The sequence below is a fragment of the Pseudomonas sp. Z3-6 genome, assembly GCF_051131985.1.
Taxonomy (GTDB): Bacteria; Pseudomonadota; Gammaproteobacteria; order Pseudomonadales; family Pseudomonadaceae; genus Aquipseudomonas; species Aquipseudomonas zanjanensis.
In genome coordinates this window covers 4,563,485-4,587,970 of the sequence record NZ_CP071644.1, presented here as the reverse complement: position 1 = coordinate 4,587,970, position 24,486 = coordinate 4,563,485, and the positions used below count along the sequence as shown (strand labels likewise).

Below are 24,486 nucleotides of genomic sequence, written 5' to 3'. Positions count from 1 at the left end.
GTGACGAGGTTGCGCCAAGCCTGCATGGCCGGATTGGTTGGCGTGTCGATGCTGTTCAGCGGCGGCTGCAGCCATCAGCAGGGGCAGGACATGGTCACGCAGTTCAGCGAAGCCAGGCCCCAGGAGTTCTTGCAGACCAGCGTCGACCGCATGGCGACATTGTCGATGCACGACAACTTGCAAAGCCTTTACCTGCTGATGAGCAAGCTGTACCTGCGCAACCCCGAGGAACTGCGCAAGTCCGGCTTTCTCGACGCCCGCACCGCGGAAAAACAGGTGCGCATGGCCATCGAGCAGCAACAACCCTTGCCGACGTTGGGGGGCAAGAAGGACTTGGCCGCCCTGAGCTATGCCATGAGCCCGGAATTTCTCGGTGATCGGGTCGGGGCGTTCATCTACGCCATCGGCAGCATGCTGGTCACCGCTCATGGCAATCGCCTCGAGTTCTACATGACCGATACCATCGACCCGCGTTTTGTCAGCAACGCGGCGCGCAACATCGAAAAAGCCACTTGGCTGCTCAGTCAGCGGCAGAACAAGGACGGCACGCCGTTGCTGTTTTCCAATGAGATTTCGGAGGAGGGCAGCAACCTTAGTTTCGCCGTGGAGTTCGGCAAAATCGTCGCCCGATTGGACCTGCTGACCCAGATGCTCGATGAGCGTTACCGGCGCATCGGCTTGAACTACGCCCAGAGCCTGCTGTTCCTCAACTTCCTGCCGGTCCAGTGAGCTGAGAAAAAGGAATAAAGATAGATCACATCGATATAGGGGGTTATAAGAAAAATCGCTATGCTCGCGGCCAGATTTTTCACGCGGTCGTGTCGAGACGGGTTCAATGGATTTCGGTAATGTCGGTTTAGTCGTTGCGGGCCTGGTGGTCGGCTTCATCGTTGGAATGACCGGCGTTGGCGGTGGTTCACTGATGACCCCGATCCTGTTGTGGTTTGGTATCAACCCCGCGACAGCGGTGGGCACCGACCTGCTGTACGCGGCCATTACCAAATCTGGCGGTGTCCTGGTTCACGCAAAAAACCGCAATATCGATTGGGCAATCACCGGCTGGTTGACCCTGGGCAGCGTGCCGGCGGTCGGCTTGACGCTGTGGTTTCTCAGCAGCCTGCACAGCTCGCCCGACGCTATGAACGCGGTGATCAAACAAGCCTTGGGCTTTGTGTTGTTCGCCACCGCCCTGGCGATCCTGTTCAAGAAGCGCCTGCTGCAATTCGCCCATGATCGTGCTGGCGGTCATTACAACCCCTCCGGTTCACGACTCAATGTGCTGACGGTTATCACCGGCCTGGTGCTGGGCACGATGGTTGCCTTGACCTCCATCGGTGCTGGCGCCCTGGGCACTGTGGCGCTGTTCATTCTTTATCCGTTCCTGGTCACCAAGCGCCTGGTGGGCACCGAGATTGCCCACGCCGTGCCGTTGACCCTGGTGGCAGGCCTGGGCCATGCGAGCATGGGCAACATGGATTGGCATATCCTGGGTTTCCTGCTGATCGGTTCGTTGCCGGGGATCTACCTGGGCAGCCATTTGTCGGGACGCATCTCCGATGAGGTCCTACGGCCTTGCCTGGCGGTGATGCTGGCGATGATCGGCTTCAAACTCGCGTTCTGATTTGATCGGAGTCATGGGTCCATAGCCACAGTCATACCTGTAAACCAGGTACTGATGAGGCCAAGACCCATGAACAGCCCAGCCAGAGATCTGCTGCAACGACTACGCCGGCGTGGCGCCGAGCCTCGCACCGACATTGCCGATATCCTGCGTCACCACGCCGAGCCACTGCCTGCCGAGGACAGCCCGGCCTTTGGTGAGATGTTCGATCGCTTCGCTGATGCCAAGGTCGTGTTGATTGGCGAGGCCAGCCACGGCACCCATGAGTTCTATCGGACCCGTGCCGCCATTACCCGACACCTGATAGAGCGCCACGGTTTCAATATCGTTGCCGTCGAAGCGGACTGGCCCGATGCCGGGCAAATCGACCGCTGTGTACGCGACTTGGGGCCGTCGGCGTGGAAGCAGCAGGCATTCGCCCGATTCCCGACCTGGATGTGGCGCAATTGCGAAGTCCAAGGCTTCGTCCGTTGGTTGCGCGATTACAATCTGGAGCAGCCCATGGGGCAAAGGGTGGAGTTTCGCGGCCTGGACGTCTACAGCCTGCGTCACTCCATCGATGAGGTGCTGAACTATCTGGATACCAGCCATCCGGACATGGCCCGTGATGCCCGTCACCGTTATGGCTGCCTCACGCCCTGGCACGACGACCCGGCGTTGTATGGTCACTTCACCGAGCGCGGCAACCTGGCAACGTGTGAAGACGCCGTAGTCGAGCAGCTCAACAGCTTGTTGGCCAAACGCCTGGATCCGATGATCAGTGATGATGAGGCCTTCTTCAGCGCCACCCAGAACGCCCGGGTCGTGCGCGCCGCCGAACAGTACTACCGAGCCATGTACCGCGGCGGCAAGTCATCGTGGAACCTGCGGGACCGGCACATGTTCGACACCCTGCAAACCTTGTTGGAGCATCGGGGCACTGATGCGAAGGCGTTGGTCTGGGCGCATAACTCCCACATCGGCAATGCTGCCGCGACACGCATGGGCTGGGAAGGGGAGTTCAATATTGGCCAGCTCTGCCGCATGGCTTATGGCCGCAGCGCGGTGTTGCTGGGCATGGGCACCGACCGTGGCAGTGTCGCGGCGGCGGACGACTGGGATGCGCCGATGAAGATCAAACAGGTGCGGCCAGCGCTGCCCGGCAGTTGGGAGCACCAATTCCTCCAGGCCGGTGTGCGTGCCTCGTTGACGCAATGGCGCACCCATCCTGACGAGGCGCTCCTGGACGCGCTGTCCGAACCACTGCTCGAACGCGCGATTGGTGTGATCTACCGCCCTGAAACCGAGCGTCAGAGCCATTATTTCGAAGCGGTGCTGGCCGAGCAGTTCGACGCCTGGCTCTGGTTCGAACAGAGCGAAGCCGTTACGCCATTGCCGGCGCCGCAGGTCCTGGAACACGAGGAGGATACGTTCCCGTTTGGCCTCTGAACGCTGTGCAGGGCGGTTGCGCAATGAACGTGCTCGCCTAAGCTTCAAGGCAGGCAGGCGCAGTATCGGGCGACGCTCGCGGAACAATCGCCGCCCTGTGCAATCAGTACAGCGTAACTATCAAAAGGAGAGGCGCATGCTCATTCGGTCGTTGACCTTCGCTACCCTGCTGGCCATCGCCGGCCCTCTGTTCGCTGCCGATGGCGACTCCCCTCTGGTGGCGGAAGTCGGCAAGTCGCGTTCCCTGATCGTCATTGCACCCAGCACGGTCGACCCGGCCTGGGTCAGCCTGAAAAAGGCCTTGGATGAACCGGCGGGCAAGCAGGGTTTTTCCGAGCGCAACATGGTGCTCTACACCGTGCTCAATACCATCGGCCAGCGCGATGGCAAGGACCTGGACCCGCAAAGCACCATGGCACTGATTCGCTCCCTCAAGCTGGGCGCCGGTGCCCAGACCAAGATCATCCTGGTGGGCAAGGACGGGGAAAAGAAACTCGAGCATTCCGGCGCGATTGAATTGAAGGACCTCTTCGACACCGTCGATAAACTCCCCGCCGCGGAAAAAGAAGCAACGCCACCAGCGCCCCCTCCCACGCCCGAGCCTGCACCGGCCAAGGATGCGAAAGGCACCAAGCCTGGCAAGGCCGCCAAGCCGGCGGCGGCGCCGAAGCCTTTGGAAGATTGACTCCCGCTAGCGCCGAGGCCGCTTTTGTGGCGAGGGAGCTTGCTCCCGCTGGGCTGCGCAGCAGCCCTCTGCTTTTTTTCAATGGATTATCGAATGACTGGTTTGGGGCCGCTGCGCGACCCAGCGGGAGCAAGCTCCCTCGCCACAGAGAAACTCATCACCCCGAGGCGTCATGAGTTATTGCTGTTCCAACGCCATCAGGATCCGATGCGCCGCCTTCACCCGTTCCTCGATCGGGTAGTTCTTGTTGGCAAGCATGACGATCCCCATGTCCTTGCCAGGCACGAACGCCGCATACGCGCCAAAACCGTTGGTGGAGCCGGTCTTGTTGATCCAGGCGCCGTCCGGTGCTGGAAGGGGTGGGTTCAAAGGTTCGACTTTTTGAGGCGTCAGGGCCATCTGCGGTGTGTTGCCGGCGAGCAGGTCATCCAAGCTGAACGGCGCGGGGTAGTACTCCCAGCCCAGTCCCTGGTTCATCCCGCCAACCCTGTAGAAACCGGTGTGGGTCGTGGCGATGGCCTGCTTCAAATCCGCGTCCAGTGTTTCAGGTCGCAGGTTGGCCTCGATGAAACGAAGCAGGTCCGACGAGCTGGTTTTCACCCCGTAAGCCTCGGCGTCCAGGGCGCCAGGGCCGACCCGCACGGGCTTGCCGTCCTTTGCATAGCCTTGGGCGTATCGGTCCATCTGATCCTGCGGTACCCGGACATAGCTGTGCTTGAGGCCCAACCCCGGCATCAGCGTGCGCTCCATCACTTCGTCAAAAGGTTGCCCCAGGCTGCGGGCCGCCAGATAACCGAACAGGCCGATGCTCGGGTTTGAATAAAGTCGCTGGGTGCCGGCCGGGTAGAGCGGCTTCCAGGTCTTGTAATAACTGAACATCCGGTCCGGATGATCCGCCTCGTCGGGAAACTGCAAGGGCAGGCCGCCAGCGGTGTAGGTAACGAGATCGAGCAGGCGGCTGCCCTCCAAGGCGCTGCCGCGCAGCTCAGGGGCAAAGCGACTGGCCGGATCCGTCAGGGCCAGTTTTCCCCGGGCCTGGGCATAGGCACCGAGGGTGGCGGTGAAGGTCTTGCTGACCGAGCCGATTTCGAAAAGGGTCTGGTCGGTGACCGGCTTTTTCGTGTCCTTGGCGGCCACGCCGTAGTTGAAATAATGGCGTTGGCCGTTGTAGGTGATCGCCACGGCCAAGCCGGCGATGTCCTGTTGTTTCATCAGTGGCTGGATGACGGCATTGACCGTGTCTTCAATGCGCTCCTGGGCAAACCCTGTGGACGTCCCGCAGGCCAGGAGAAGAGTCCCGGCGAGTATCGATCTGGCAATGTGCATGGTGCAGCGCTCTCGTTGGCCTTCCTGGAGGGGGGACAATCTAGGGCGTTTCTGGCTGCCCGGCAATCCGAGGCTATCAAGGCTGAGGCATGTTTCTGAGTCTTCCTATAGGGCGGGGGGAACCTTCCTACAAAATCGCCGGTTGCCCGACGCGGCCAGGCTTCAAGCCAAACCACACAAAGCGGCGGCTGCCGGGTAAACTTGCGCTCTTTCTAAAGGAGTTCACATGAGTTACTACCAGCCCGGCATTCTCGCCACCCCTGTTCCGCCTCAGGCCCGTCATTTGTTTTTTGCCTTGGAATCGGTCGAGGCACTGCCGGCTGCGCTAGACAAACTCCTGTTGCTGCTCGATGGCCGGGCCGTGGTCGGCTTCGGCGAATCGTTGGTCCAGGCGCTGGGCGCCGAGGTCGATGGCCTGCGGGCTTTTCCTGCGTTGGCCGGCGTCGGCGTGGACAACCCCTCGACTCAGCATGCCCTGTGGTGCTGGTTGCACGGTGAAGACCGCGGCGAGCTGATGCACCGCAGTCGCGCCATCGAAGCGGCGCTGGCCCCGGCACTGCGCCTGGTGCAGATGAACGAAACCTTCCGCCACATGACCGGCCACGATTTGACCGGCTATGAAGACGGCACCGAAAACCCTCACGACGAAGCGGCCATCGCTGCCGCCCTGGCCCAGGGCGCCGATGGGTTGCGCGGAGGCAGTTTCGCCGCGATCCAGCAGTGGCAGCACGACCTGGACGGTTTCGCGGCGATGCAGCCCCATGAGCGCGACAACATCATGGGCCGGCGCCTGAGCGACAACGAAGAACTCGACGACGCGCCGGAATCGGCTCACGTCAAGCGCACCGCCCAGGAGAGCTTCGCCCCGGAGGCCTTCGTGGTCCGGCGTTCCATGCCTTGGATCGAAGGCGACCGTGCTGGGCTGATGTTCCTGGCGTTTGGTTTCTCCCTCGATGCCTTCGAGGCGCAATTGCGGCGCATGAGTGGCCTGGAAGACGGCATCACCGATGGCCTGTATCGCATGAGCCGGCCGATCACCGGTGGTTACTACTGGTGCCCGCCGCTGTTGGATGGACGCCTGGATCTGCGCGCCCTGGCCCGGTAAGCGCAGCGGTTTTGCAAAGCGTGACGTGAACGCTATTCTTGGGCCGCACGTCTATCCGTGGAATGGGGAGAAGCAAGCGTGGATAAAGTCATCGTCATCACCGGTGGCGGCCGCGGAATCGGGGCGGCCACGGCGCTGTTGGCTGCCGAAGCGGGCTATCGGATCTGCATCAATTACCAGTCTGATGAAAGTGCCGCGCAAGAGGTGCTCGAACAGGTTCGGGCCAAGGGCGCACAGGCAATTGCCGTGCGGGCCGACGTGAGCATCGAAGATGAAGTCATCGGCCTGTTCAATCGGGTCGATGCCGAACTGGGACGTGTCACCGCCCTGGTGAATAACGCCGGTACGGTTGCCCATAAGTCCCGACTCGATGAAATGTCCGAATTCCGCATCCTCAAGATACTGAAGACCAACGTGCTGGGGCCGATCCTGTGCGCCAAGCACGCGGTGCTGCGCATGTCGCCCAAACATGGCGGGCAGGGCGGCAGCATCGTCAACGTCTCGTCGGTGGCCGCCCGCCTGGGCTCGCCGGGAGAATATGTCGACTACGCGGCCTCCAAGGGCGCGCTGGACACCTTCACTGTCGGCCTGTCCAAGGAAGTGGCCGGCGAAGGCATTCGCGTCAACGCGGTGCGTCCCGGCTATATCTACACCGACTTTCATGCCCTGAGCGGCGATCCGGATCGGGTCAGCAAGCTGGAGTCGGCGATTCCCATGGCCCGTGGCGGGCGTCCGGATGAAGTGGCCGAGGCGATTATCTGGCTGCTGTCGGACAAGGCTTCGTATGCGACCGGGACGTTTGTGGATTTGGGGGGCGGGCGCTGACCTCGGGGTTTTTCGTTGTCTGCACTGGCCTCTTCGCGAGCAAGCCCGCTCCCACATTGTTCCCCCGCGGTCACATATTTCATGTACGCAGTAGATCCACTGTGGGAGCGGGCTTGCTCGCGAAGGCAACTTTCAGAGCGACATCGTATTCAAAACGATCGAATAATCCGCCCCAACGTCTCCATGGCCTTTTCCGAGGCTTCAGTCCACGGGCTGCCATAGTTCAAGCGGATGCAATTCCTGAAGCGCCGGGTCGGTGAAAAGATCGGGCCCGGGGCGATGCTGATGCCTTGGGCCAGGGCCATCTGGAACAGCTTCAGCGAATCCATCTGCTCGGGCAGCTCCAGCCACAGGAAGTAGCCACCCGCGGGCTGGCTGACCCGGGTCTGGGCCGGGAAATAGCGGGCGATGGCGGCGAGCATCGCGTTTTGCTGTTCTTCCAGGGCGTAGCGCAGCTTGCGCAGGTGACGGTCGTAGCCACCGTGTTGCAGGTAGTCGGCGATGGCGGCCTGGGCCGGCATCGAGGCGCACAGCGAGGTCATGAGCTTGAGCCGTTCGATCTTCTGCGCGTAGCGCCCGGCGGCGACCCAGCCGATGCGATAACCCGGGGCCAGGCTCTTGGCGAACGAACCGCAATGCATCACCAGCCCTTCGGTGTCGAACGCCTTGGCGGGCTTGGGGGCCTGTTGGCCGTAATAGAGCTCGGCGTAGACGTCGTCCTCGATCAGCGGCACCTGATGACGACGCAACAACTCTACCAGCGCCTGTTTCCGTTCCTCGGGCATCGTTGCGCCCATGGGGTTCTGGAAACTGGTCATGCACCAGCAGGCCTTGATCGGGTGACGCTCCAGTGTCTGCTCCAGCACGTCCAGATCGATACCGTCGCGTGGGTGGACCGGAATCTCCACCGCCTTGAGCTTGAGCCGTTCCAGGACCTGCAGGCTGGCATAGAACGCCGGCGCCTCGATCGCCACCAGGTCGCCGGGCTCGGTCACGGCTTGCAGGCACAGGTTCAAGGCTTCCAGGGCGCCGTTGGTGACCAGCAGTTCTTCCATGGGCAGCATCAGCCCGCCAACCATGTAGCGCAGGGCGATCTGGCGACGCAGTTGCGGATTGCCCGGTGACATGTCCGTGACCACCATCCGCGGGTCCATGTCCCGTGTTGCACTGGACAGCGAGCGGGACAACCGTTGCAACGGGAACAGCGTCGGGCTGGGGAATGCCGAGCCGAACGGTACGGTGTTCGGGTCCTTGATCGAATCCAGGACTGAAAACACCAACTCGCTGACGTCGACTTCGGTGGACTCGTGCACTTGGCTGCTGATCGCCGGCTCGGAAAACGGGCTCGGTGCATGGGTGTTGACGAAGTAGCCGGAGCGCGGCCGGGCCCGGATCATGCCGCGTCGCTCCAACAGGTAATAGGCCTGGAACACCGTGGACGGGCTGACGCCGTAGGTCTGGCTGGCGTAGCGCACCGACGGCACGCGCTGGCCCGGCCCCAGCATGCCCGAGCGGATCAGTTCAGCGATGTCGTCGGCGAATTTTTCGTAGCGTTTCATGGTGGGGCCCAGTCTCGAATGACGCGTGGTTTGCGCTTTTTAAACTGTGGGAGCGAGCGTGTGGGAGCAAAGCTTGCTCGCGATACAGGCGACACAAATCAACAGTAAGGTCGTGTCATCGTTCTTCGCGAGCAAGCTTTGCTCCCACAGGCTTGCCCTCACAGGCTCGCTCCCACAGGTGCCCGGCATCTTACGGCTTCACCGATTCATCGGTGCGACAAAACGGCTCTTGGCCACGCTGTTGTTGTCCGGCTCGTCACTGTCGGCGACCTTGAAGGTCATTTCCAGGGAACCTTTGCCGGGCCGTTCGCTGAGCATCGCCACCGACACCGGCACATCGACGATTTCCCCCGGGGCCAGGCTCAACCGGGTCTTGCCCTGCAGGACGAAGCCGTCGCCGTCCACCAGGGACAGCTGATAGTCCTGGCGCTGCTGGGTCTTGTTGATGATTTTCAGGCTGTAGATATTCTCGATCTGGCCGGCGCTGTTTTCGCGAAACAGGCCGCGGTCCTTGCTGACGTCCAGTGACACCATGGGCCGTTGCACCAGCGCCACGGCCAGCGCGCCGATCATCACCAGGAGCACGGCGGTATAGCCGATCAGTCGCGGGCGCAGCAGGTGAGTCTTGCCCCCCTGCAATTGATGTTCGGAGGTGTATTTGATCAGGCCACGGGCGTAACCCATCTTGTCCATGATCGAGTCGCAGGCATCGATGCAGGCGGCGCAGCCAATGCATTCCATCTGCAAGCCGTCACGGATGTCGATGCCGGTGGGGCAGACCTGCACGCACATCTGGCAGTCGATGCAATCGCCCAGGCCAATATTGGCCGGATTCACCTCGCGTTTGCGCGGGCCGCGGATTTCGCCGCGGGCCGTGTCGTAGGAAATGGTCAAGGTGTCCTTGTCGAACATCACGCTCTGAAAACGTGCATAAGGGCACATGTGCATGCACACCGCCTCACGCAGCCAGCCGGCGTTGAGGTAGGTGGCGGCGGTAAAGAACAGCACCCAGAACAAGCTCACGCCCGCCATTTGCAGGGTCAGCAGTTCCTCGGCCAAGGGGCGGATCGGCGTGAAGTAGCCCACGAACGTCAGGCCGGTGAGCAGGCTGATGGCCAACCACAAGGTGTGCTTGGCGCTGCGGCGCAACAGTTTGTTCAGGCCCCACGGCGCCGCTTGCAGCTTGATCCGCTGGTTGCGTTCGCCTTCGGTGATTTTCTCGCACCACATGAACAGCCAGGTCCAGGAACTCTGTGGGCAGGTGTAGCCGCACCACACGCGACCGGCAAACACGGTGATCGCGAACAGGCCGAAGGCAGCGATGATCAACAGCGCCGACAGCAGGATGAAATCCTGGGGCCAGAAGGTCGCGCCGAAGATATGGAATTTGCTTTCGGAAAGGTCCCAGAGCACCGCCTGGCGGCCGCCCCAGTTCAACCACACCGTGCCGAAGAACAGCAGGAACAGAACCCCCGCACCGCTGATGCGCAAGGTGCGGAACAAGCCGGTGAAGCTGCGGGTGTGGATCAGGGCGTCGGTGGTCCTGGCCTTGATCTTGGTTGGCGCAGGTTCGAACGTCTGTATCAACTGGACGGGGATTCTATCGCTCATGGTCGGTCGCTCATCAGCCTCTATCTGGCCGGTGCACTATGACCATGGAACTGTTTGCATAACAGACTCAGGTGTTTCGATAAAAACCGGATCAGATGCCGCGAAGCCCAGGCGCTGCGACACTTTGATGCACCCATGGATGGACAAACAACGCCTTTTAGGCTGACGCACCGACGGTTGGGCGTTAAACACTTTGTGGCGAGGGAGCTTGCTCCCGCTGGGTTGCGAAGCAACCCCAAGAGTTGCAACGCGGTCGTCCTGATACACCGGTCGCGATGTGTTGGGGCTGCTTCGCAGCCCAGCGGGAGCAAGCTCCCTCGCCACAAGGGCTACATTGCTCTGACCACTGGGATTTTATTGCTCTGGTAGATGGGCTCAGATCGCCGAGCCGCTGTCCGTGGCCTTGAGGTGCCTGCGCTCGTCGACCGCGCCGGCCACGGTGAGGGCATCGGCTTCGGGCTCGGTGATGTAGACCTGGTTGTCATCGAGTTCCACGAACGACATGGCCTTTTTCGGGTCGGTTTTAATGGTCAGCTCGCTGGCGGGGCGCTGTGGCGAGCCGGCGATGCTGTCGAAATAGCAGGTCTGTTTTTCGATACGTATAGGCATGGCAGCAGCACTTCCTTTGTTATGTCCTGAACATTAGGCGCAGCCCGGTAGCCAGGGTTCGTCGCGCCTGATCAGCGGTCGGCTGCACCTCTGGCTTCGCTTGCGGTCCATCGTTTATCCAACGCAAAAGAGGACTGTCAATGAACGCCTGGTGGCATGAAGTCTGGATAACCCTGCAGGCGGAATTCGCCGACATCACCGATGCCCAGCAGATGACCCGGGTCACGGTGCGGCTGGTCATGGCCGCGCTGCTGGGCGGCATCCTGGGTTTCGAGCGCGAACACAAGGGCAAGGCGGCCGGTGTGCGTACCCACATGCTCGTGGCCCTGGGGGCGGCGCTGTTCGTCCTGGTGCCACAGATGTCCGGGTCCCAGGCCGATGCCATGAGCCGGGTGATACAGGGTGTGGTCGCCGGCATCGGTTTTCTCGGCGCCGGTACCATCCTGAAAAACAACGACGGCGACGAAAGTCACGTCAAGGGCCTGACCACGGCGGCCGGCCTCTGGATGACAGCCGCCATCGGCGTTGCGGCTGGGCTGGGGCGGGAAGCCACGGCAGTCCTCAGCACAGTGCTGGCCCTGGCGATCTTCAGTGTGATGCCGATGATCGTCCGGGCGCTGGAAAAGGACGACAAGCTGTGACACGAGAACCAGCCTGAACACACACAACCCTGTGGGAGCGGGCTTGCTCGCGAAGGCGGTGTGTCAGTCGATGAAGATATTGCTTGTCACGCCGCTTTCGCGAGCAAGCCCGCTCCCACAGGTTTTTTCGTCATCCTGTTCCTTTATCACTACGCTTGAATCAAACCCGCTCCGGCGGCTTCTCGCTGGGCGGGTCACCCTTGGGCGGCTGCGGATCCAGCGGCGGGTCTTCCTCGGGAATCGGCTCGGGATCAGGACTGGGCGGGGGCATGGTGGGGTTGTCGATGTTCGGATCGGGTGTTTCGGCCGGGATGGGAATACTCATCGGGACGGGTCTCCGTAACGCACATGGCTTGAGTCGTGCTTATGGTTGTTGACCACCCAGCGCCGGGTTTGATCCCGGATGCATCCCGGGGGCAAATCCCGCTGAACTTTTAGCCGTCGTTCCGGTTCGGAGTTTAAGTGAGTTTTTTCAGGGACCCGTTGGGCCTTTACCGCCACAAGCGCGTCCATGGGGCGTAAAAGGAGCGATGCTCGATGACTGCCGAACACCCGTCTGACCTGGCCTACAACCCGCATTTGCCGTTGTCTCAGGCCTTGTTGTTGCCGCGTATCGCGATTGAAAACACCATGCCGGTGATCGACGGCGGGCAATTCGCCGCGAAGGCCGTGGCCGGGCAGGACGTGACGGTGACCAGCAAAGTGTTCGCCGACGGTCACGATAAGCTGGCGGTGCGCATCCGCTGGCGCTCGCTCCAGGATGACGTATGGAACAGCGAGGTCATGAGCGACCTCGGCAATAACGGCTGGCGCGGCCAGTTCACCGTGCCGGAGCAAGGCCGCTATGTGTTCTGCATTGAGGCCTGGATCGACCAGTTCGCCAGTTTTCGCTACGAGCTGGAGAAGAAGTTCGCTGCCGGGGTGCCCATCAGCCTGGAGTTGCAGGAAGGGCGCAATCAAGTGCACATGGCTGCCGAGCGCAGCAGCGGTGAACTGAGCGAGCAACTGGCGGCCTTGCACCACGAACTCTCCGGCCTGTTGCCGAACGAACAGGTGGCGCTGTTCCTGGCCCCACGCAGTGCCGACCTGATGTCCCTGGCCGATCATCGACCCTACTTGAGCATCAGCCCCGAATACTCGTTGGATGTGGAGCGAAAACTGGCCGAGTTTGCCAGCTGGTATGAACTGTTTCCCCGTTCGATCACCGACGATCCCCAGCGCCACGGCACCTTCAATGACGTGCATTCGCGCTTGGCGGTGATCCAGGACATGGGCTTCGATGTGCTGTACTTCCCGCCAATCCACCCCATCGGCCGCAGTTTCCGCAAAGGCCCGAACAACTCCCTCACCGCCGGCCCCGACGACCCGGGCAGTCCCTATGCCATCGGCAGCGAGGAGGGCGGGCACGAGGCCATTCATCCGCAATTGGGCAGTCGCGAGGACTTCCGGCGCCTGGTGGCGGCGGCCGCTGAGCACGGCCTTGAGATCGCCCTCGACTTCGCCATCCAGTGTTCCCAGGACCACCCCTGGCTCAAGCAGCATCCCGGCTGGTTCAGCTGGCGGCCGGACGGCACGATCAAATATGCGGAGAACCCGCCGAAGAAATACCAGGACATCGTCAACGTCGATTTCTACGCGGCCGATGCGATCCCCAGCCTGTGGGAAGAACTGCGGGACATCGTGGTGGGCTGGGTCGAGGAAGGCGTGAAGATCTTCCGGGTCGACAATCCACACACCAAGCCATTGCCGTTCTGGCAATGGCTGATCGCCGATGTCCGGGCCCAATACCCTGAGGTGATCTTCCTGGCTGAAGCGTTCACCACGCCGGCGATGATGGCGCGGCTGGGCAAGGTCGGGTATTCCCAGAGCTACACCTATTTCACCTGGCGCAATACCAAGGCCGAACTGGCGACCTACTTCAGCGAGCTCAACGAGTCGCCGTTGCGCGAGTGCTACCGGCCGAATTTCTTCGTGAATACACCCGACATCAACCCGGCCTTCCTCCATGAGTCGGGGCGCCCGGGCTTCTTGATCCGCGCGGCGCTGGCGACCATGGGCTCAGGCCTGTGGGGCATGTATTCGGGCTTCGAACTGTGCGAGTCGGCCCCGGTACCGGGCAAAGAGGAATACCTCGACTCGGAGAAGTACGAGATCCGTCCCCGGGACTTCACCGCGCCGGGCAACATCATTGCCGAGATCGCCCAGCTCAACCGCATCCGCCGGCAGAACCCGGCGCTGCATACCCATCTGGGCCTGAAGATCTACAACGCCTGGAACGACAACATTCTCTATTTCGGCAAGCGCACGGCCGATGGCAGCAATTTCATCCTGGTGGCGGTGAGCCTCGACCCGCACAACCCACAGGAAGCCAATTTCGAACTGCCGCTGTGGGAAATGGGCCTGCCCGACGATGCCCAGACCCAGGGCGAGGACCTGATGAACGGACATCGCTGGACCTGGTACGGCAAGTACCAGTTCATGCGGATCGACCCGGCGTACCAGCCGTTCGGGATTTGGCGGATCAGCGTGGCGTGATGCCGCGCGATGTTGAGTGAGGGCTGTTGTGGCGAGGGAGCTTGCTCCCGCTCGGCTGCGAAGCAGTCGTGATTTCAAGGGGGCCGCTTCGCGCCCAGCGGGAGCAAGCTCCCTCGCCACAAAGACCTCATCACAGAACAAGGCCTCGCCGCATAACAAGACCCCACAAGCCTGTATCCCGCGGCTTTATTGAATTATCAGGAGTTGCACATGGCGAAGAAACCCCGGTCTGCCACCTTCATCAAGGATCCGCTCTGGTACAAGGATGCGGTGATTTATCAGGTTCACGTTAAATCCTATTACGACTCCAATAACGACGGGATCGGCGACTTTCCCGGCCTGATCGAAAAACTCGACTACATCGCCGACCTGGGCGTCAACACCATCTGGCTGCTGCCGTTCTATCCTTCCCCCCGGCGCGACGACGGTTATGACATCGCCGAATACCGCGGCGTCAGTCCCGACTACGGCACCATGGCCGATGCCCGGCGGTTCATTGCCGAAGCCCACAAGCGCAACCTGCGGGTGATCACCGAGTTGGTCATCAACCACACCTCCGACCAACACCCCTGGTTCCAGCGCGCGCGCAAAGCCAAGAAAGGTTCGAAGGCGCGGGACTTCTACGTCTGGTCTGATGACGACCACAAGTACGACGGCACGCGCATCATTTTCCTCGACACCGAGAAGTCCAATTGGACCTGGGACCCGGTGGCGGGCCAGTACTTCTGGCACCGTTTCTATTCCCACCAACCCGACCTCAATTTCGACAACCCGCAGGTCATCAAGGCCGTGTTGTCGGTGATGCGCTACTGGCTGGACATGGGCATCGACGGCCTGCGCCTGGATGCCATCCCGTACCTGATCGAGCGTGACGGCACCAATAACGAAAACCTGCCCGAGACCCATGACGTCCTGAAGCTGATCCGCGCCGAGATCGACGCCAACTACCCTGACCGCATGTTGCTGGCCGAGGCCAACCAATGGCCGGAAGACACCCAGTTGTACTTCGGCGATGTCGACGCCCAAGGGCTGAACGGTGACGAATGCCACATGGCCTTCCACTTCCCGCTGATGCCACGCATGTACATGGCCCTGGCCCAGGAAGATCGTTTCCCCATCACCGACATTTTGCGCCAGACCCCGGAGATTCCCGCCAATTGCCAGTGGGCAATTTTCCTGCGCAACCACGATGAGCTGACCCTGGAGATGGTCACCGACAAGGAGCGCGACTACCTGTGGAATTACTATGCGGCCGACCGTCGGGCGCGTATCAACCTGGGCATTCGCCGACGCCTGGCGCCACTGCTGGAGCGCGATCGTCGTCGCGTCGAGTTGCTCAACAGCCTGCTGCTGTCGATGCCCGGTACGCCGACGTTGTACTACGGCGATGAAATCGGCATGGGCGACAACATCTACCTGGGCGACCGCGATGGGGTGCGTACGCCGATGCAGTGGTCCATCGACCGCAACGGTGGTTTCTCCCGCGCCGACCCGGCCAGCCTGGTGCTGCCGCCGATCATGGACCCGCTGTACGGCTACCAGTCGGTCAACGTCGAGACCCAGGCCGGCGACCCGCACTCGCTGCTCAACTGGAACCGCCGCATGCTGGCGGTGCGCAAGCAATCCAAGGCCTTCGGCCGGGGCACGCTGAAGATGCTCTCGCCGAGCAACCGCCGGATCCTGGCCTATACCCGCGAATACACCGGGCCTGACGGCAAGCACGAAATCATCCTGTGCGTGGCCAACGTGTCCCGCAGCGCCCAGGCCGCCGAGCTGGACCTGTCGGCCTACGCCGGCATGGTCCCGGTGGAGATGCTCGGCGGCAATGCCTTCCCGCCCATCGGCCAGTTGAACTTCCTCCTGACCCTGGCGCCGTACGGCTTCTATTGGTTCGCCCTGGCGGCAGAAAACCAAATGCCGAGCTGGCACGTGGAACCGGCCCAGAGCCTGCCGGACTTCACCACGTTGGTGCTGAAAAAACGCCTGGAAGAATTGCTCGAAGCGCCATCGCGCACCACGTTGGAGCAAACCATCCTGCCGACCTGGTTGCAGAACCGGCGCTGGTTCGCCGGCAAGGACAGCGCGATCGAGAAGGTCGATATTGTCTATGGCGTGCGCTTCGGCGATCCACAGCATCCGGTGTTGCTCAGTGAAATCGATGTCACCAGTGGCGGCCAGACCCTGCGTTACCAATTGCCGTTCGGCCTGCTTGCCGAGGACCAGGTCGGTGCGGCATTGCCGCAGCAGCTGGCTTTGTCCCGGGTTCGTCGGGTGCGTCAGGTGGGCTTGATCACCGATGCCTTCAGCCTGGAAAGCTTCGTGCGCGCCGTACTGCACAGCATGCAGGCCGCCACGGTGCTGCCGTTCGCCGAAGGTGAGTTGCGTTTCGAGCCGACCGAAGGCCTGGCCGCGTTGAACCTGGGAGACGAGCCGGAGGTGCGCTACCTGTCCGCCGAACAATCCAACAGTTCGGTGGTGGTGGGGGGCAGCCTCGTCCTCAAGCTGATCCGCAAGGTCGCCTCGGGTGTGCACCCGGAACTGGAAATGAGTGCCTACCTGACCGCTGCCGGCTTCAGCAATATTTCACCGCTGCTGGGTTCGGTGATTCGCCGCGACGCCCAAGGCGAAGATGCGTTGCTGATGATCGCCCAAGGCTACCTGAGCAACCAGGGCGACGCCTGGGAATGGACCCAGAACAACCTCGAACGCGCCTTGCGCGATGAGCTGGCGGACGCGGTGTCCGAGCAGGAGCAGCATTACAACGCCTTGGGCGAGCTGAAGGATTTCGCCGGCATGCTCGGCCAACGCCTGGGGGAAATGCACCAGGTATTGGCCCAGGCCACCGACGACCCGGACTTTACACCGCAAACCACCAACGCCAAGGAAGCACAGGCCATCGGCAAGGACGTGGCCGCCCAGGTGGAAAACGCCTTGCGCCTGCTCAAGCAGAACCAAGGCCAATTGAACCCCGCCGACCAGGCCATGGTCGCACGCTTGCTGGAGCACAAGAAAACCGTCCTGGCCCATGTCCAGGAACTGGCCGGCAAGGCCGCCGGTGGCTTGCGCATTCGCGTCCATGGCGACCTGCACCTGGGCCAAGTCCTGGTGATCAAGGGCGATGCTTACCTGATCGACTTCGAAGGTGAGCCGGCGCGGCCATTGCATGAGCGACGGGGCAAGCACAGCCCGTACAAGGATGTCAGTGGCGTGTTGCGTTCCTTCGATTATGCGGCGGCCATGGCGATTCATTTGCACACCGTCGACAGCACGGCCGATGCCGATGCGGCGCGGCAACGGGTCGCCGATCGTTATTTGAAAGAGGCTCGCCAGGCATTTGTCGAGGCATATCGGCTGGCGGCAGCTAGTCTTGCCCATGAGTGGAAGGATGCTGAAGGCGAAGACGCCGCGCTGGCGTTGTTCGGCCTGGAGAAGGCGGCCTATGAAGTGGCCTATGAAGCCGAGAATCGCCCCACCTGGCTGCCCGTGCCGCTGCACGGCCTGGTCGGGTTGTTGAAGGGGCTGCAACCCTTTTCCGACGTAGCCGGACCGATTTAGTGGAGAGAATCATGAGTGTCTCGAATAAAGAACCCCAGGGGCAGGCCAAGGAGTCCTTGTTGCCGGCGCCCCATGACATCGACGCGTTGGTGCGTGCCGAACATCACGACCCGTTTTCCATCCTTGGGCCCCATGGCGACGGCGCCGGCGGCCAGTTCATCCGTGCCTACCTGCCCGGTGCCCTGAGCGTACATGTGTTGGCCCGGGACAGCGGCGAAGAACTGGGTGAGCTGCAAGTCACCGAAACCCCGGGGCTGTTCGTCGGCCATTTCGCGCGCGCCCAGGCGTACTTGCTGCGCACCCGTTGGGCTGGCGGCGAGCAGGTTGCCGAAGACCCCTACAGCTTCGGCCCATTGCTGGGGGAGATGGACCTTTACCTGTTCGCCGAGGGTAACCATCGTGATCTCAGCGCCTGCCTGGGGGCGCAGTTGAAGACCGTCGATGGCGTCGACGGCGTGCGCTTCGCGGTCTGGGCACCAAACGCGCGACGGGTGTCGGTGGTGGGGGACTTCAACGTCTGGGACGGACGGCGGCATCCGATGCGCATCCGTTATCCATCCGGCGTGTGGGAGATCTTCATCCCGAGGCTCGGTGCTGGCGAAGGCTATAAGTATGAAATCCTCGGCGCCCACGGCATCCTGCCCCTCAAGGCCGACCCGGTGGCGCTGGCCACGCAGATGCCGCCGGACACCGCTTCCAAGGTCGCCTCGCCGCTGAACATCGAATGGCACGACGATGAGTGGATGCAAAGCCGTCGCGAACGCCAGCTACCGGGCGCGCCGTTGTCGATCTATGAGTTGCACGCCGGCTCCTGGCAGTGCGAAATCGACGAGGCGGGGGAGGTGGCCCGGCAATACAACTGGCATGAAATGGCCGAGCGGTTGATTCCGTATGTCAAGGACCTGGGCTTCACCCACATCGAGCTGATGCCAATCATGGAGCACCCGTTCGGCGGCTCCTGGGGCTATCAGCCGTTGTCACAGTTCGCGCCGACGGCACGCTTTGGTTCGCCGGACGATTTCGCCGCGTTCGTCAACGCCTGCCACCAGGCCAATATCGGCGTCATCCTCGACTGGGTGCCGGCGCATTTCCCCACCGATACCCACGGCCTGGCCCAGTTCGACGGCACCGCTCTGTACGAATACGGCAACCCGCTGGAAGGCTTCCACCAGGATTGGGACACGCTGATCTACAACCTGGGCCGCACCGAAGTGCACGGCTTCATGCTGGCGTCGGCGTTGCACTGGCTCAAGCATTTCCACGTCGACGGCCTGCGGGTGGATGCCGTGGCCTCGATGTTGTACCGCGACTATTCGCGCAAGGCGGGTGAGTGGGTGCCCAACCGTCACGGCGGGCGGGAAAATCTCGAAGCCATCGATTTCCTGCGGCACCTCAACGACGTGGTGGCGCTGGAAACCCCCGGTGCGCTGGTCATCGCCGAAGAGTCCACCGCGTGGCCGGGCGTCAGCCAGAGCACCCAGCAGGGCGGCCTGGGTTTCGCCTACAAGTGGAACATGGGCTGGATGCACGATTCGCTGCACTACATCCAGCAAGACCCGGTGTACCGCGCCCATCACCACAACGAACTGAGCTTTGGCCTGGTGTACGCCTGGTCCGAGCGTTTCGTGCTGCCGATTTCCCACGACGAAGTGGTCCATGGCAAACGCTCGCTGATCGACAAGATGCCCGGTGATCGCTGGCAGAAGTTCGCCAACCTCAGGGCCTACCTGAGCTTTATGTGGGGCCATCCCGGCAAGAAATTGTTGTTCATGGGCTGTGAGTTCGGCCAATGGCGCGAGTGGAACCACGACCAGCAGTTGGATTGGTACCTGCTGCAATACCCGGAGCACCGGGGCGTGCAGAAGTTGGTGAGCGATCTGAACCGGCTGTACCGTGAAGAACCGGCGCTGCATGACCAGGATGACGCGCCTCAGGGTTTCCAATGGCTGATCGGTGACGATGCCCTCAACAGCGTCTACGCCTGGCTGCGCTGGAGCAAGGATGGCCGGCCGGTGCTGGTGGTCGCCAACTTCACCCCGGTGCCACGCGAGGCCTACCGGGTCGGCGTGCCGTTCGGCGGGCGTTGGGTCGAATTGCTCAACAGCGATGCCGACACCTACGCCGGTTCCAACTACGGCAACGGCGGCGGAGCCTCCACCGAAGAAGTGCCCAGCCATGGCCAGGCCTTGTCGCTGGAGCTCAACCTGCCGCCGTTGGCGGTGTTGATCCTGCGGCCGGAGGGTTGAGCCTGAATGCCTGGGCCGGGCGGATAGCTGGCAGCGGGTTAGTGATGTCTGAAGGCAGATGATGACCGTGGCGAGGGAGCTTGCTCCCGCTCGGTTGCGCAGCAACCGCCGGAAGGGGGCCGCTACGCAGCCCAGCGGGAGCAAGCTCCCTCGCCACAGGTGTTTGCGGCGGTCATGAAATCAAAGGCCACCCCAGATCCCAATGTGGGAGTCATGAGTGGCCTCAAACTCATGGCTACCATCGACCCAATGTGGGAGCGAGCTTGCTCGCGATAGCGAAGTGTCAGTCGACATCAATGTGACTGACCCACCGCCATCGCGAGCAAGCTCGCTCCCACAGGGAAGTTGATCGACTCAGCGAACCAGGCACGGTTGCTTGTTGTTGAACGTCCAGCCCGGAATCAGGAACTGCATCGCCACCGCATCGTCCCGCGCCCCTAGGCCCATGCCTTTGTACAGTTCATGGGCCTTGGCCAGCTGGTCGGTGTCCAACTCGATCCCCAGCCCCGGTTTTTTCGGCACTTGCACGCAACCGCCCTGGATCTGCAGCGGCGCCTTGGTCAACCGCTGGCCGTCCTGCCAGATCCAGTGAGTGTCGATGGCCGTGATGTCGCCCGGTGCCGCGGCGGCCACATGCGTGAACATCGCCAGGGAAATATCGAAGTGATTGTTGGAATGCGAGCCCCAGGTCAGGCCCCACTCATTGCACATCTGCGCCACGCGCACGGAGCCCTGCATCGTCCAGAAATGCGGGTCGGCCAGGGGAATGTCCACGGACTGCAAGGTGATGGCGTGACCCATTTCGCGCCAATCGGTGGCGATCATGTTGGTGGCGGTCTTCAGGCCCGTGGCGCGGCGGAATTCAGCCATGACCTCGCGCCCGGAATAGCCGTTCTCGGCACCGCAAGGGTCTTCGGCATAGGCCAGCACTTTGTGCTGGTCGCGGCACAAACGGATCGCCTCCTTGAGTGACCAGGCGCCGTTCGGGTCCAGGGTGATGCGCGCCTGTGGAAAGCGCTCGGCCAGGGCCGTGACTGCCTCGATTTCTGCGTCGCCTTGGAGCACGCCGCCCTTGAGCTTGAAGTCCTGGAAGCCATAACGAGCCTGGGCCGCTTCGGCCAGGCGCACCACGGCGTCGGCGTCCAGGGCTTTTTCGTGGCGAACGCGGAACCAGTCATTGTCGGCATCCGGCTCGCTGCGATAGGCCAGGTCGGTCTGCTGGCGATCACCGACGTAAAACAGATAGCCGAGCATCTTCACTTCATCACGCTGCTGGCCTTCGCCGAGCAGGGCCGCGACCGGTACGTCCAGGTGTTGGCCGAGCAGGTCCAGCAAGGCCGCTTCCAGGCCGGTAACCGCGTGGATGGTGATGCGCAGGTCGAAGGTCTGCAGGCCACGGCCGCCGGCATCGCGGTCGGCGAAGGCATGGCGCACGGTGTTGAGGATCTTCTGGTACGTGCCGATAGGGCTGCCGACCACCAGCGAACGGGCGTCTTCGAGGGTCTGGCGAATGCGCTCGCCGCCGGGCACTTCGCCCACGCCGGTGTGGCCGGCGTTGTCCTTGAGAATGACGATGTTGCGGGTGAAGAACGGACCGTGGGCGCCGCTGAGGTTCAGCAGCATGCCGTCGTGGCCGGCCACGGGTACGACCTGCATGCTGGTAATGATCGGGGCTTTGGTGGCTTCTTGAATCTGCATGTCTTTCCCACTCGTTGTTTTTATGGGGCATCGCGACGGGGCGATGTTGATAGACATCATACAACTTGATTTTTTTGTCTTACAAGTGAGCTTTGTCGCTTTTTGATTGCGATCACTTGAAAATCTCTCTGGGCTCCTTTGTTTACGGGGGTTGGTAAAAAAATAAAAAATTCAGGCAGGGTTGCGTTTGTACTGGCGCAACCTTGTGTAGGCTGCGATGATCTAGCTTGTCATACAAGTTCAGGGCGCGACGAGGTTTCATCCGACGATCAGCCTGCCCGTATCAAGGAACAACGGTTCATGCCGCCAGACACCCACGCCCCCCTGCGCAAGCGCACCCACAACCTGGCCCATGACCTGGTGGCGAAGCTGAGCCAGAGCATCCTGCTGGGGCAGTTGAAACCGGGCGAGAAGTTGCCGTCGGAAGGTGCCATCGTGCAGGCCCATGGCGTCAGTCGTACGGTGGTGCGCGAGGCGATTTCCAAATTGCAGGCCTCGGGGCTGGTGGAGACCCGCCACGGCATCGGCACCTTTGTGCTGGCGCAAACCGGCGAGCAGGGGCTGCGGCTGAATGTCGACACCGCTGCGGGGGTGCGGGCGATGCTGGAACTGCGCCTGGGCCTGGAAACCCAGGCCGTCGCCTTGGCGGCCCAGCGTCGCAGCGAACATCAACTGCAGCGGATGCGCCAGGCGTTGGAGGATTACCAGCGGTTGTCCAACAACAACGACAGCTGTGTCGAAGCTGACCGGCGTTTCCATCTGCTCATCGCCGAAGCGACGGACAACGCCTGTTTTGTCGAGATCATGCAGCACCTGGGCAATGCGATGATTCCCAGGACCCGTGTGAACGTGGCCGAGCGCGGCCAGGCGGATCTGAGCAAGCTGGCGCAGTTTGCCAGCCTTGAGCATGAGGCGATCTTCAACGCCATCAAGCGCCAGGACCCGGACGCCGCCCGCGCCGCCATGTGGCTGCACCTGACCAACAGCCGTGACCGGTTCGGCGCGGGATCCTGACGGCTCATCGTCGCCTGACCCACCGCCATCGCGAGCAGGCTCGCTCCCACAAGGGAATCAGCGGTGGATGCCGATTTCTTGAACGCCTCGGAACCCTGTGGGAGCGGGCTTGCTCGCGAAGATGGCGGTACAGTCAATATCCTTACCAACTGACCCACCGCTTTCGCGAGCAAGCCCGCTCCCACAGGGTTTTTGGTGTATGCAATATTTGCGAACTCCTCGGACAAACGGCGGGAGCGAGCCTGCTCGCGATGGCGGCGGCACAGCCAACATCGCTACTAACTGACCCACCGCTTCCCACAGGAGGCATGGGGATTCATTGGCTCAACCCGCTTTGGCCGGGGCAGCGGGGGTGTTTCCGGCCACAGGCGATGGCGAGCTTTTCATCAGTGCATCCAAGGCCTGCCGGTAGTTTTTGCCCGCCCGGCTCATGCTGTTGTTATGCGTCGCCCCAGGCACCAGCAGCAGGCGCTTGGGTTCCCGGGCAGCGTTGAACAGTTGTTCACTGAACCGTGGCGGCACGTAGCGGTCGGCGGCGCCATGGACAATCAGCAGCGGCATGTTGATCTCGCCGATCTTGTCGATGGAGTCGAACTTCTGCGACAGCAACCAACGCACCGGCAGGGACGTATTCGCCATCGCGGTGGCGACATCCCCCAGCGAAGTAAAGGTGGATTCGATGACCAGGCCCCGGACCCGGGCTTTGCCATCCTTCGCCACCTGCTGGCCGAGTTGCGCAGCGAGGTCCACCGCGACGGCGCCCCCCAGGGAATGGCCATAGATCAGCCGCAGGCTTGGGTCCGGTTGCAAGACTTCGAGACGCTCCCAGGCGATGCGTGCATCTTCATAGACGCTGGCCTCCGACGGCAGCTCCCCATGGCTTTTGCCAAAGCCTCGGTAGTCGATGGCCAGTACCGAATAGCCCAGCGCCCGCAGTTGTTGGATACGAAACAATTGGCCAGTCAAATTCCAGCGTACGCCGTGCAAATACAAAATGGCCGGCGCGTTCTTGCGTTCGGCCGGCCACCACCAGCCGTGGATATTTTCCCCGGCCTTGAAGCTTTTGGGCTTGAGGTCGAATTCCTGCACACCACTGGGCAACCCACTGAACCAGCTCGCCGTCCCCGGCTCGATGCGAAAGACCAGTTCTCGTTCCTTGTGCTGCAACACCCCGCAGCCCACCGGCAGGCCGATCACCAATGCGCTCATGCACAGCCAGGCCAACCAGCGGCGTTTCAGGCCAGAAAGTAAGAGTGAAGACATCGATGCCATTCGCTACTCGAAACCGAAGATGCCTTGTAGCAGATTCTCCGAAATCGACGCAGGGATTTCGGGCTGTCATTCGTCTGAAGCGCGCTTGTCGGCGCTGGAAAATCCCCAAACCCTGTGTCTTACTCCCTATTCCTTAGGGGGAGGGCAACGCGATGCGACGTAGAAGCGCACAGTATTGGCTTTGGGTAAACAGCCGGTTGCCGGCGCGCAACCACGAAGAGATCCTGGAGGACGGTACCCAGGTCGAGGTTCAAGCAAGAATCAATCAGCAGGGCATGACGCAAGTCTTCGTCTGTGTTTATCGTCCGAATGGATCCGTTTGGGTCGAAGAGTTCTACGACCGCACCTTGCATGAACCACTGGCCCAGGCGTTGGAATGGGGCCTGGACCGGGCGCGGGAGATCGTCGCCGGTACGGCGTGTTTCAAGGCACCCCACAAGATCCAGGCGACCCTCGGCCCCTTGATCCAGGACGAATGTGCCCTGGCCCTGCGGCGCATGGACATGAGCGAGGAAGAGCGGCGCAGTCTCAAGGCGCGGGATGCGTGGGCCGAATACCTCAACGCCAAGGAAGCGATGTTGGCGCTGATGCGTTCACCCCGGGTGGATGCCAATGTCTGGGAGGCGCAGAAGCGCCGGTTGCGTGAGGCCATCGACCGCCGTGCCTCGCTGGCGCGGCTGAGCCTCGGTAGTTGAAACAATGATGACTTGTGGCGAGGGAGCTTGCTCCCGCTGGACTGCGAAGCAGTCCCCGACA

The 24,486-nt window shown here is 62.0% G+C and carries 19 protein-coding genes; 12 read left to right on the top strand and 7 right to left on the bottom strand.

Translation table 11 applies throughout. The features are described 5' to 3' along the window. Positions 1-24 precede the first annotated feature (24 nt). The 4 genes from J3P88_RS19755 to J3P88_RS19740 all read left to right on the top strand — a co-directional run bounded on the left by J3P88_RS19755 (position 25) and on the right by J3P88_RS19740 (position 3,734). Complete coding sequence (locus J3P88_RS19755) at positions 25-729, top strand: hypothetical protein (RefSeq protein WP_250964640.1); 705 nt, start codon at positions 25-27, stop codon at positions 727-729. Between the two features lie 106 nt (positions 730-835). Then, positions 836-1,621 carry a sulfite exporter TauE/SafE family protein gene (locus tag J3P88_RS19750; RefSeq protein WP_186708523.1) on the top strand — a complete coding sequence of 262 codons (786 nt, stop codon included), beginning with the start codon at positions 836-838 and terminating at the stop codon, positions 1,619-1,621. Between the two features lie 69 nt (positions 1,622-1,690). After that, entirely contained in the window at positions 1,691-3,049 is a 1,359-nt protein-coding gene (locus J3P88_RS19745) for an erythromycin esterase family protein (RefSeq protein WP_434571125.1), read from the top strand. 136 nt (positions 3,050-3,185) lie between these two features. Further along, the gene (locus J3P88_RS19740) at positions 3,186-3,734 is read left to right on the top strand and encodes a DUF4174 domain-containing protein (RefSeq protein WP_186730082.1); all 549 of its coding nucleotides are present in this window, start codon (positions 3,186-3,188) and stop codon (positions 3,732-3,734) included. A gap of 177 nt (positions 3,735-3,911) precedes the next feature. Here the strand turns inward: J3P88_RS19740 and ampC are convergent, their stop codons facing one another. Beyond that, positions 3,912-5,060 (bottom strand): class C beta-lactamase, encoded by a 1,149-nt coding sequence (gene ampC / locus J3P88_RS19735; protein WP_434571122.1) that lies wholly within the window; start codon positions 5,058-5,060, stop codon positions 3,912-3,914. 226 nt (positions 5,061-5,286) lie between these two features. Here ampC and J3P88_RS19730 point away from each other — a divergent pair, with 226 nt between their 5' ends. Together J3P88_RS19730 and J3P88_RS19725 are read left to right on the top strand one after the other, a co-directional pair. Next, positions 5,287-6,165 (top strand): Dyp-type peroxidase, encoded by an 879-nt coding sequence (locus J3P88_RS19730; protein WP_434571121.1) that lies wholly within the window; start codon positions 5,287-5,289, stop codon positions 6,163-6,165. Positions 6,166-6,243: 78 nt separating this feature from the next. Continuing rightward, positions 6,244-6,990 carry an SDR family oxidoreductase gene (locus tag J3P88_RS19725; protein ID WP_186708540.1) on the top strand — a complete coding sequence of 249 codons (747 nt, stop codon included), beginning with the start codon at positions 6,244-6,246 and terminating at the stop codon, positions 6,988-6,990. 149 nt (positions 6,991-7,139) lie between these two features. Here the strand turns inward: J3P88_RS19725 and mapR are convergent, their stop codons facing one another. The 3 genes from mapR to J3P88_RS19710 form a co-directional block, all read right to left on the bottom strand. Beyond that, positions 7,140-8,549 (bottom strand): GntR family transcriptional regulator MpaR, encoded by a 1,410-nt coding sequence (mapR, locus tag J3P88_RS19720; protein WP_186730080.1) that lies wholly within the window; start codon positions 8,547-8,549, stop codon positions 7,140-7,142. A gap of 198 nt (positions 8,550-8,747) precedes the next feature. Continuing rightward, positions 8,748-10,160 (bottom strand): cytochrome c oxidase accessory protein CcoG, encoded by a 1,413-nt coding sequence (gene ccoG, locus J3P88_RS19715; protein ID WP_434571118.1) that lies wholly within the window; start codon positions 10,158-10,160, stop codon positions 8,748-8,750. Positions 10,161-10,535: 375 nt separating this feature from the next. Further along, the gene (locus J3P88_RS19710) at positions 10,536-10,769 is read right to left on the bottom strand and encodes a DUF3203 family protein (protein ID WP_434571116.1); all 234 of its coding nucleotides are present in this window, start codon (positions 10,767-10,769) and stop codon (positions 10,536-10,538) included. 140 nt (positions 10,770-10,909) lie between these two features. Here J3P88_RS19710 and J3P88_RS19705 point away from each other — a divergent pair, with 140 nt between their 5' ends. Further along, positions 10,910-11,410 (top strand): MgtC/SapB family protein, encoded by a 501-nt coding sequence (locus tag J3P88_RS19705; protein ID WP_186708554.1) that lies wholly within the window; start codon positions 10,910-10,912, stop codon positions 11,408-11,410. 160 nt (positions 11,411-11,570) lie between these two features. Here J3P88_RS19705 and J3P88_RS19700 read toward each other — a convergent pair whose 3' ends face one another. Then, on the bottom strand, positions 11,571-11,735 hold the full coding sequence (locus tag J3P88_RS19700) for a hypothetical protein (RefSeq protein ID WP_434571113.1): 165 nt from the start codon (positions 11,733-11,735) through the stop codon (positions 11,571-11,573). Between the two features lie 212 nt (positions 11,736-11,947). Between J3P88_RS19700 and J3P88_RS19695 the strand changes: the two genes are divergently transcribed. The 3 genes from J3P88_RS19695 (at position 11,948) to glgB (ending at position 19,746) form a co-directional block, all read left to right on the top strand. After that, on the top strand, positions 11,948-13,945 hold the full coding sequence (locus J3P88_RS19695) for an alpha-1,4-glucan--maltose-1-phosphate maltosyltransferase (protein ID WP_434571112.1): 1,998 nt from the start codon (positions 11,948-11,950) through the stop codon (positions 13,943-13,945). A 210-nt stretch (positions 13,946-14,155) separates the two neighbouring features. Further along, entirely contained in the window at positions 14,156-17,500 is a 3,345-nt protein-coding gene (treS, locus tag J3P88_RS19690; RefSeq protein WP_186708567.1) for a maltose alpha-D-glucosyltransferase, read from the top strand. 11 nt (positions 17,501-17,511) lie between these two features. Beyond that, positions 17,512-19,746, top strand: coding sequence for a 1,4-alpha-glucan branching protein GlgB (glgB, locus tag J3P88_RS19685; RefSeq protein WP_434571109.1), 2,235 nt, complete (start codon positions 17,512-17,514; stop codon positions 19,744-19,746). Positions 19,747-20,100: 354 nt separating this feature from the next. On the opposite strand, the gene gudD is transcribed toward glgB, so the two are convergent. Further along, a complete protein-coding gene (gudD, locus tag J3P88_RS19680; protein WP_186708585.1) occupies positions 20,101-21,444 on the bottom strand; it encodes a glucarate dehydratase in 1,344 nt (447 codons plus the stop codon). A gap of 300 nt (positions 21,445-21,744) precedes the next feature. Here gudD and J3P88_RS19675 point away from each other — a divergent pair, with 300 nt between their 5' ends. Continuing rightward, the gene (locus J3P88_RS19675; RefSeq protein ID WP_186708587.1) at positions 21,745-22,458 is read left to right on the top strand and encodes a FadR/GntR family transcriptional regulator; all 714 of its coding nucleotides are present in this window, start codon (positions 21,745-21,747) and stop codon (positions 22,456-22,458) included. A gap of 324 nt (positions 22,459-22,782) precedes the next feature. Here J3P88_RS19675 and J3P88_RS19670 read toward each other — a convergent pair whose 3' ends face one another. Next, positions 22,783-23,721 carry an alpha/beta hydrolase gene (locus J3P88_RS19670; protein ID WP_434571106.1) on the bottom strand — a complete coding sequence of 313 codons (939 nt, stop codon included), beginning with the start codon at positions 23,719-23,721 and terminating at the stop codon, positions 22,783-22,785. A 161-nt stretch (positions 23,722-23,882) separates the two neighbouring features. Here J3P88_RS19670 and J3P88_RS19665 point away from each other — a divergent pair, with 161 nt between their 5' ends. Continuing rightward, positions 23,883-24,425 (top strand): hypothetical protein, encoded by a 543-nt coding sequence (locus tag J3P88_RS19665; protein ID WP_434571104.1) that lies wholly within the window; start codon positions 23,883-23,885, stop codon positions 24,423-24,425. Positions 24,426-24,486: the final 61 nt, after the last annotated feature.

Coding starts and splice junctions, on each gene's coding strand:
- J3P88_RS19755 (WP_250964640.1), top strand. CDS start 25: ATGGCCGGATTGGTTGGCGTGTCGATGCTGTTCAGCGGCGGCTGCAGC.
- J3P88_RS19750 (WP_186708523.1), top strand. CDS start 836: ATGGATTTCGGTAATGTCGGTTTAGTCGTTGCGGGCCTGGTGGTCGGC.
- J3P88_RS19745 (WP_434571125.1), top strand. CDS start 1,691: ATGAACAGCCCAGCCAGAGATCTGCTGCAACGACTACGCCGGCGTGGC.
- J3P88_RS19740 (WP_186730082.1), top strand. CDS start 3,186: ATGCTCATTCGGTCGTTGACCTTCGCTACCCTGCTGGCCATCGCCGGC.
- ampC (WP_434571122.1), bottom strand. CDS start 5,060: ATGCACATTGCCAGATCGATACTCGCCGGGACTCTTCTCCTGGCCTGC.
- J3P88_RS19730 (WP_434571121.1), top strand. CDS start 5,287: ATGAGTTACTACCAGCCCGGCATTCTCGCCACCCCTGTTCCGCCTCAG.
- mapR (WP_186730080.1), bottom strand. CDS start 8,549: ATGAAACGCTACGAAAAATTCGCCGACGACATCGCTGAACTGATCCGC.
- ccoG (WP_434571118.1), bottom strand. CDS start 10,160: ATGAGCGATAGAATCCCCGTCCAGTTGATACAGACGTTCGAACCTGCG.
- J3P88_RS19710 (WP_434571116.1), bottom strand. CDS start 10,769: ATGCCTATACGTATCGAAAAACAGACCTGCTATTTCGACAGCATCGCC.
- J3P88_RS19705 (WP_186708554.1), top strand. CDS start 10,910: ATGAACGCCTGGTGGCATGAAGTCTGGATAACCCTGCAGGCGGAATTC.
- J3P88_RS19700 (WP_434571113.1), bottom strand. CDS start 11,735: ATGAGTATTCCCATCCCGGCCGAAACACCCGATCCGAACATCGACAAC.
- J3P88_RS19695 (WP_434571112.1), top strand. CDS start 11,948: ATGACTGCCGAACACCCGTCTGACCTGGCCTACAACCCGCATTTGCCG.
- treS (WP_186708567.1), top strand. CDS start 14,156: ATGGCGAAGAAACCCCGGTCTGCCACCTTCATCAAGGATCCGCTCTGG.
- glgB (WP_434571109.1), top strand. CDS start 17,512: ATGAGTGTCTCGAATAAAGAACCCCAGGGGCAGGCCAAGGAGTCCTTG.
- gudD (WP_186708585.1), bottom strand. CDS start 21,444: ATGCAGATTCAAGAAGCCACCAAAGCCCCGATCATTACCAGCATGCAG.
- J3P88_RS19675 (WP_186708587.1), top strand. CDS start 21,745: ATGCCGCCAGACACCCACGCCCCCCTGCGCAAGCGCACCCACAACCTG.
- J3P88_RS19670 (WP_434571106.1), bottom strand. CDS start 23,721: ATGTCTTCACTCTTACTTTCTGGCCTGAAACGCCGCTGGTTGGCCTGG.
- J3P88_RS19665 (WP_434571104.1), top strand. CDS start 23,883: ATGCGACGTAGAAGCGCACAGTATTGGCTTTGGGTAAACAGCCGGTTG.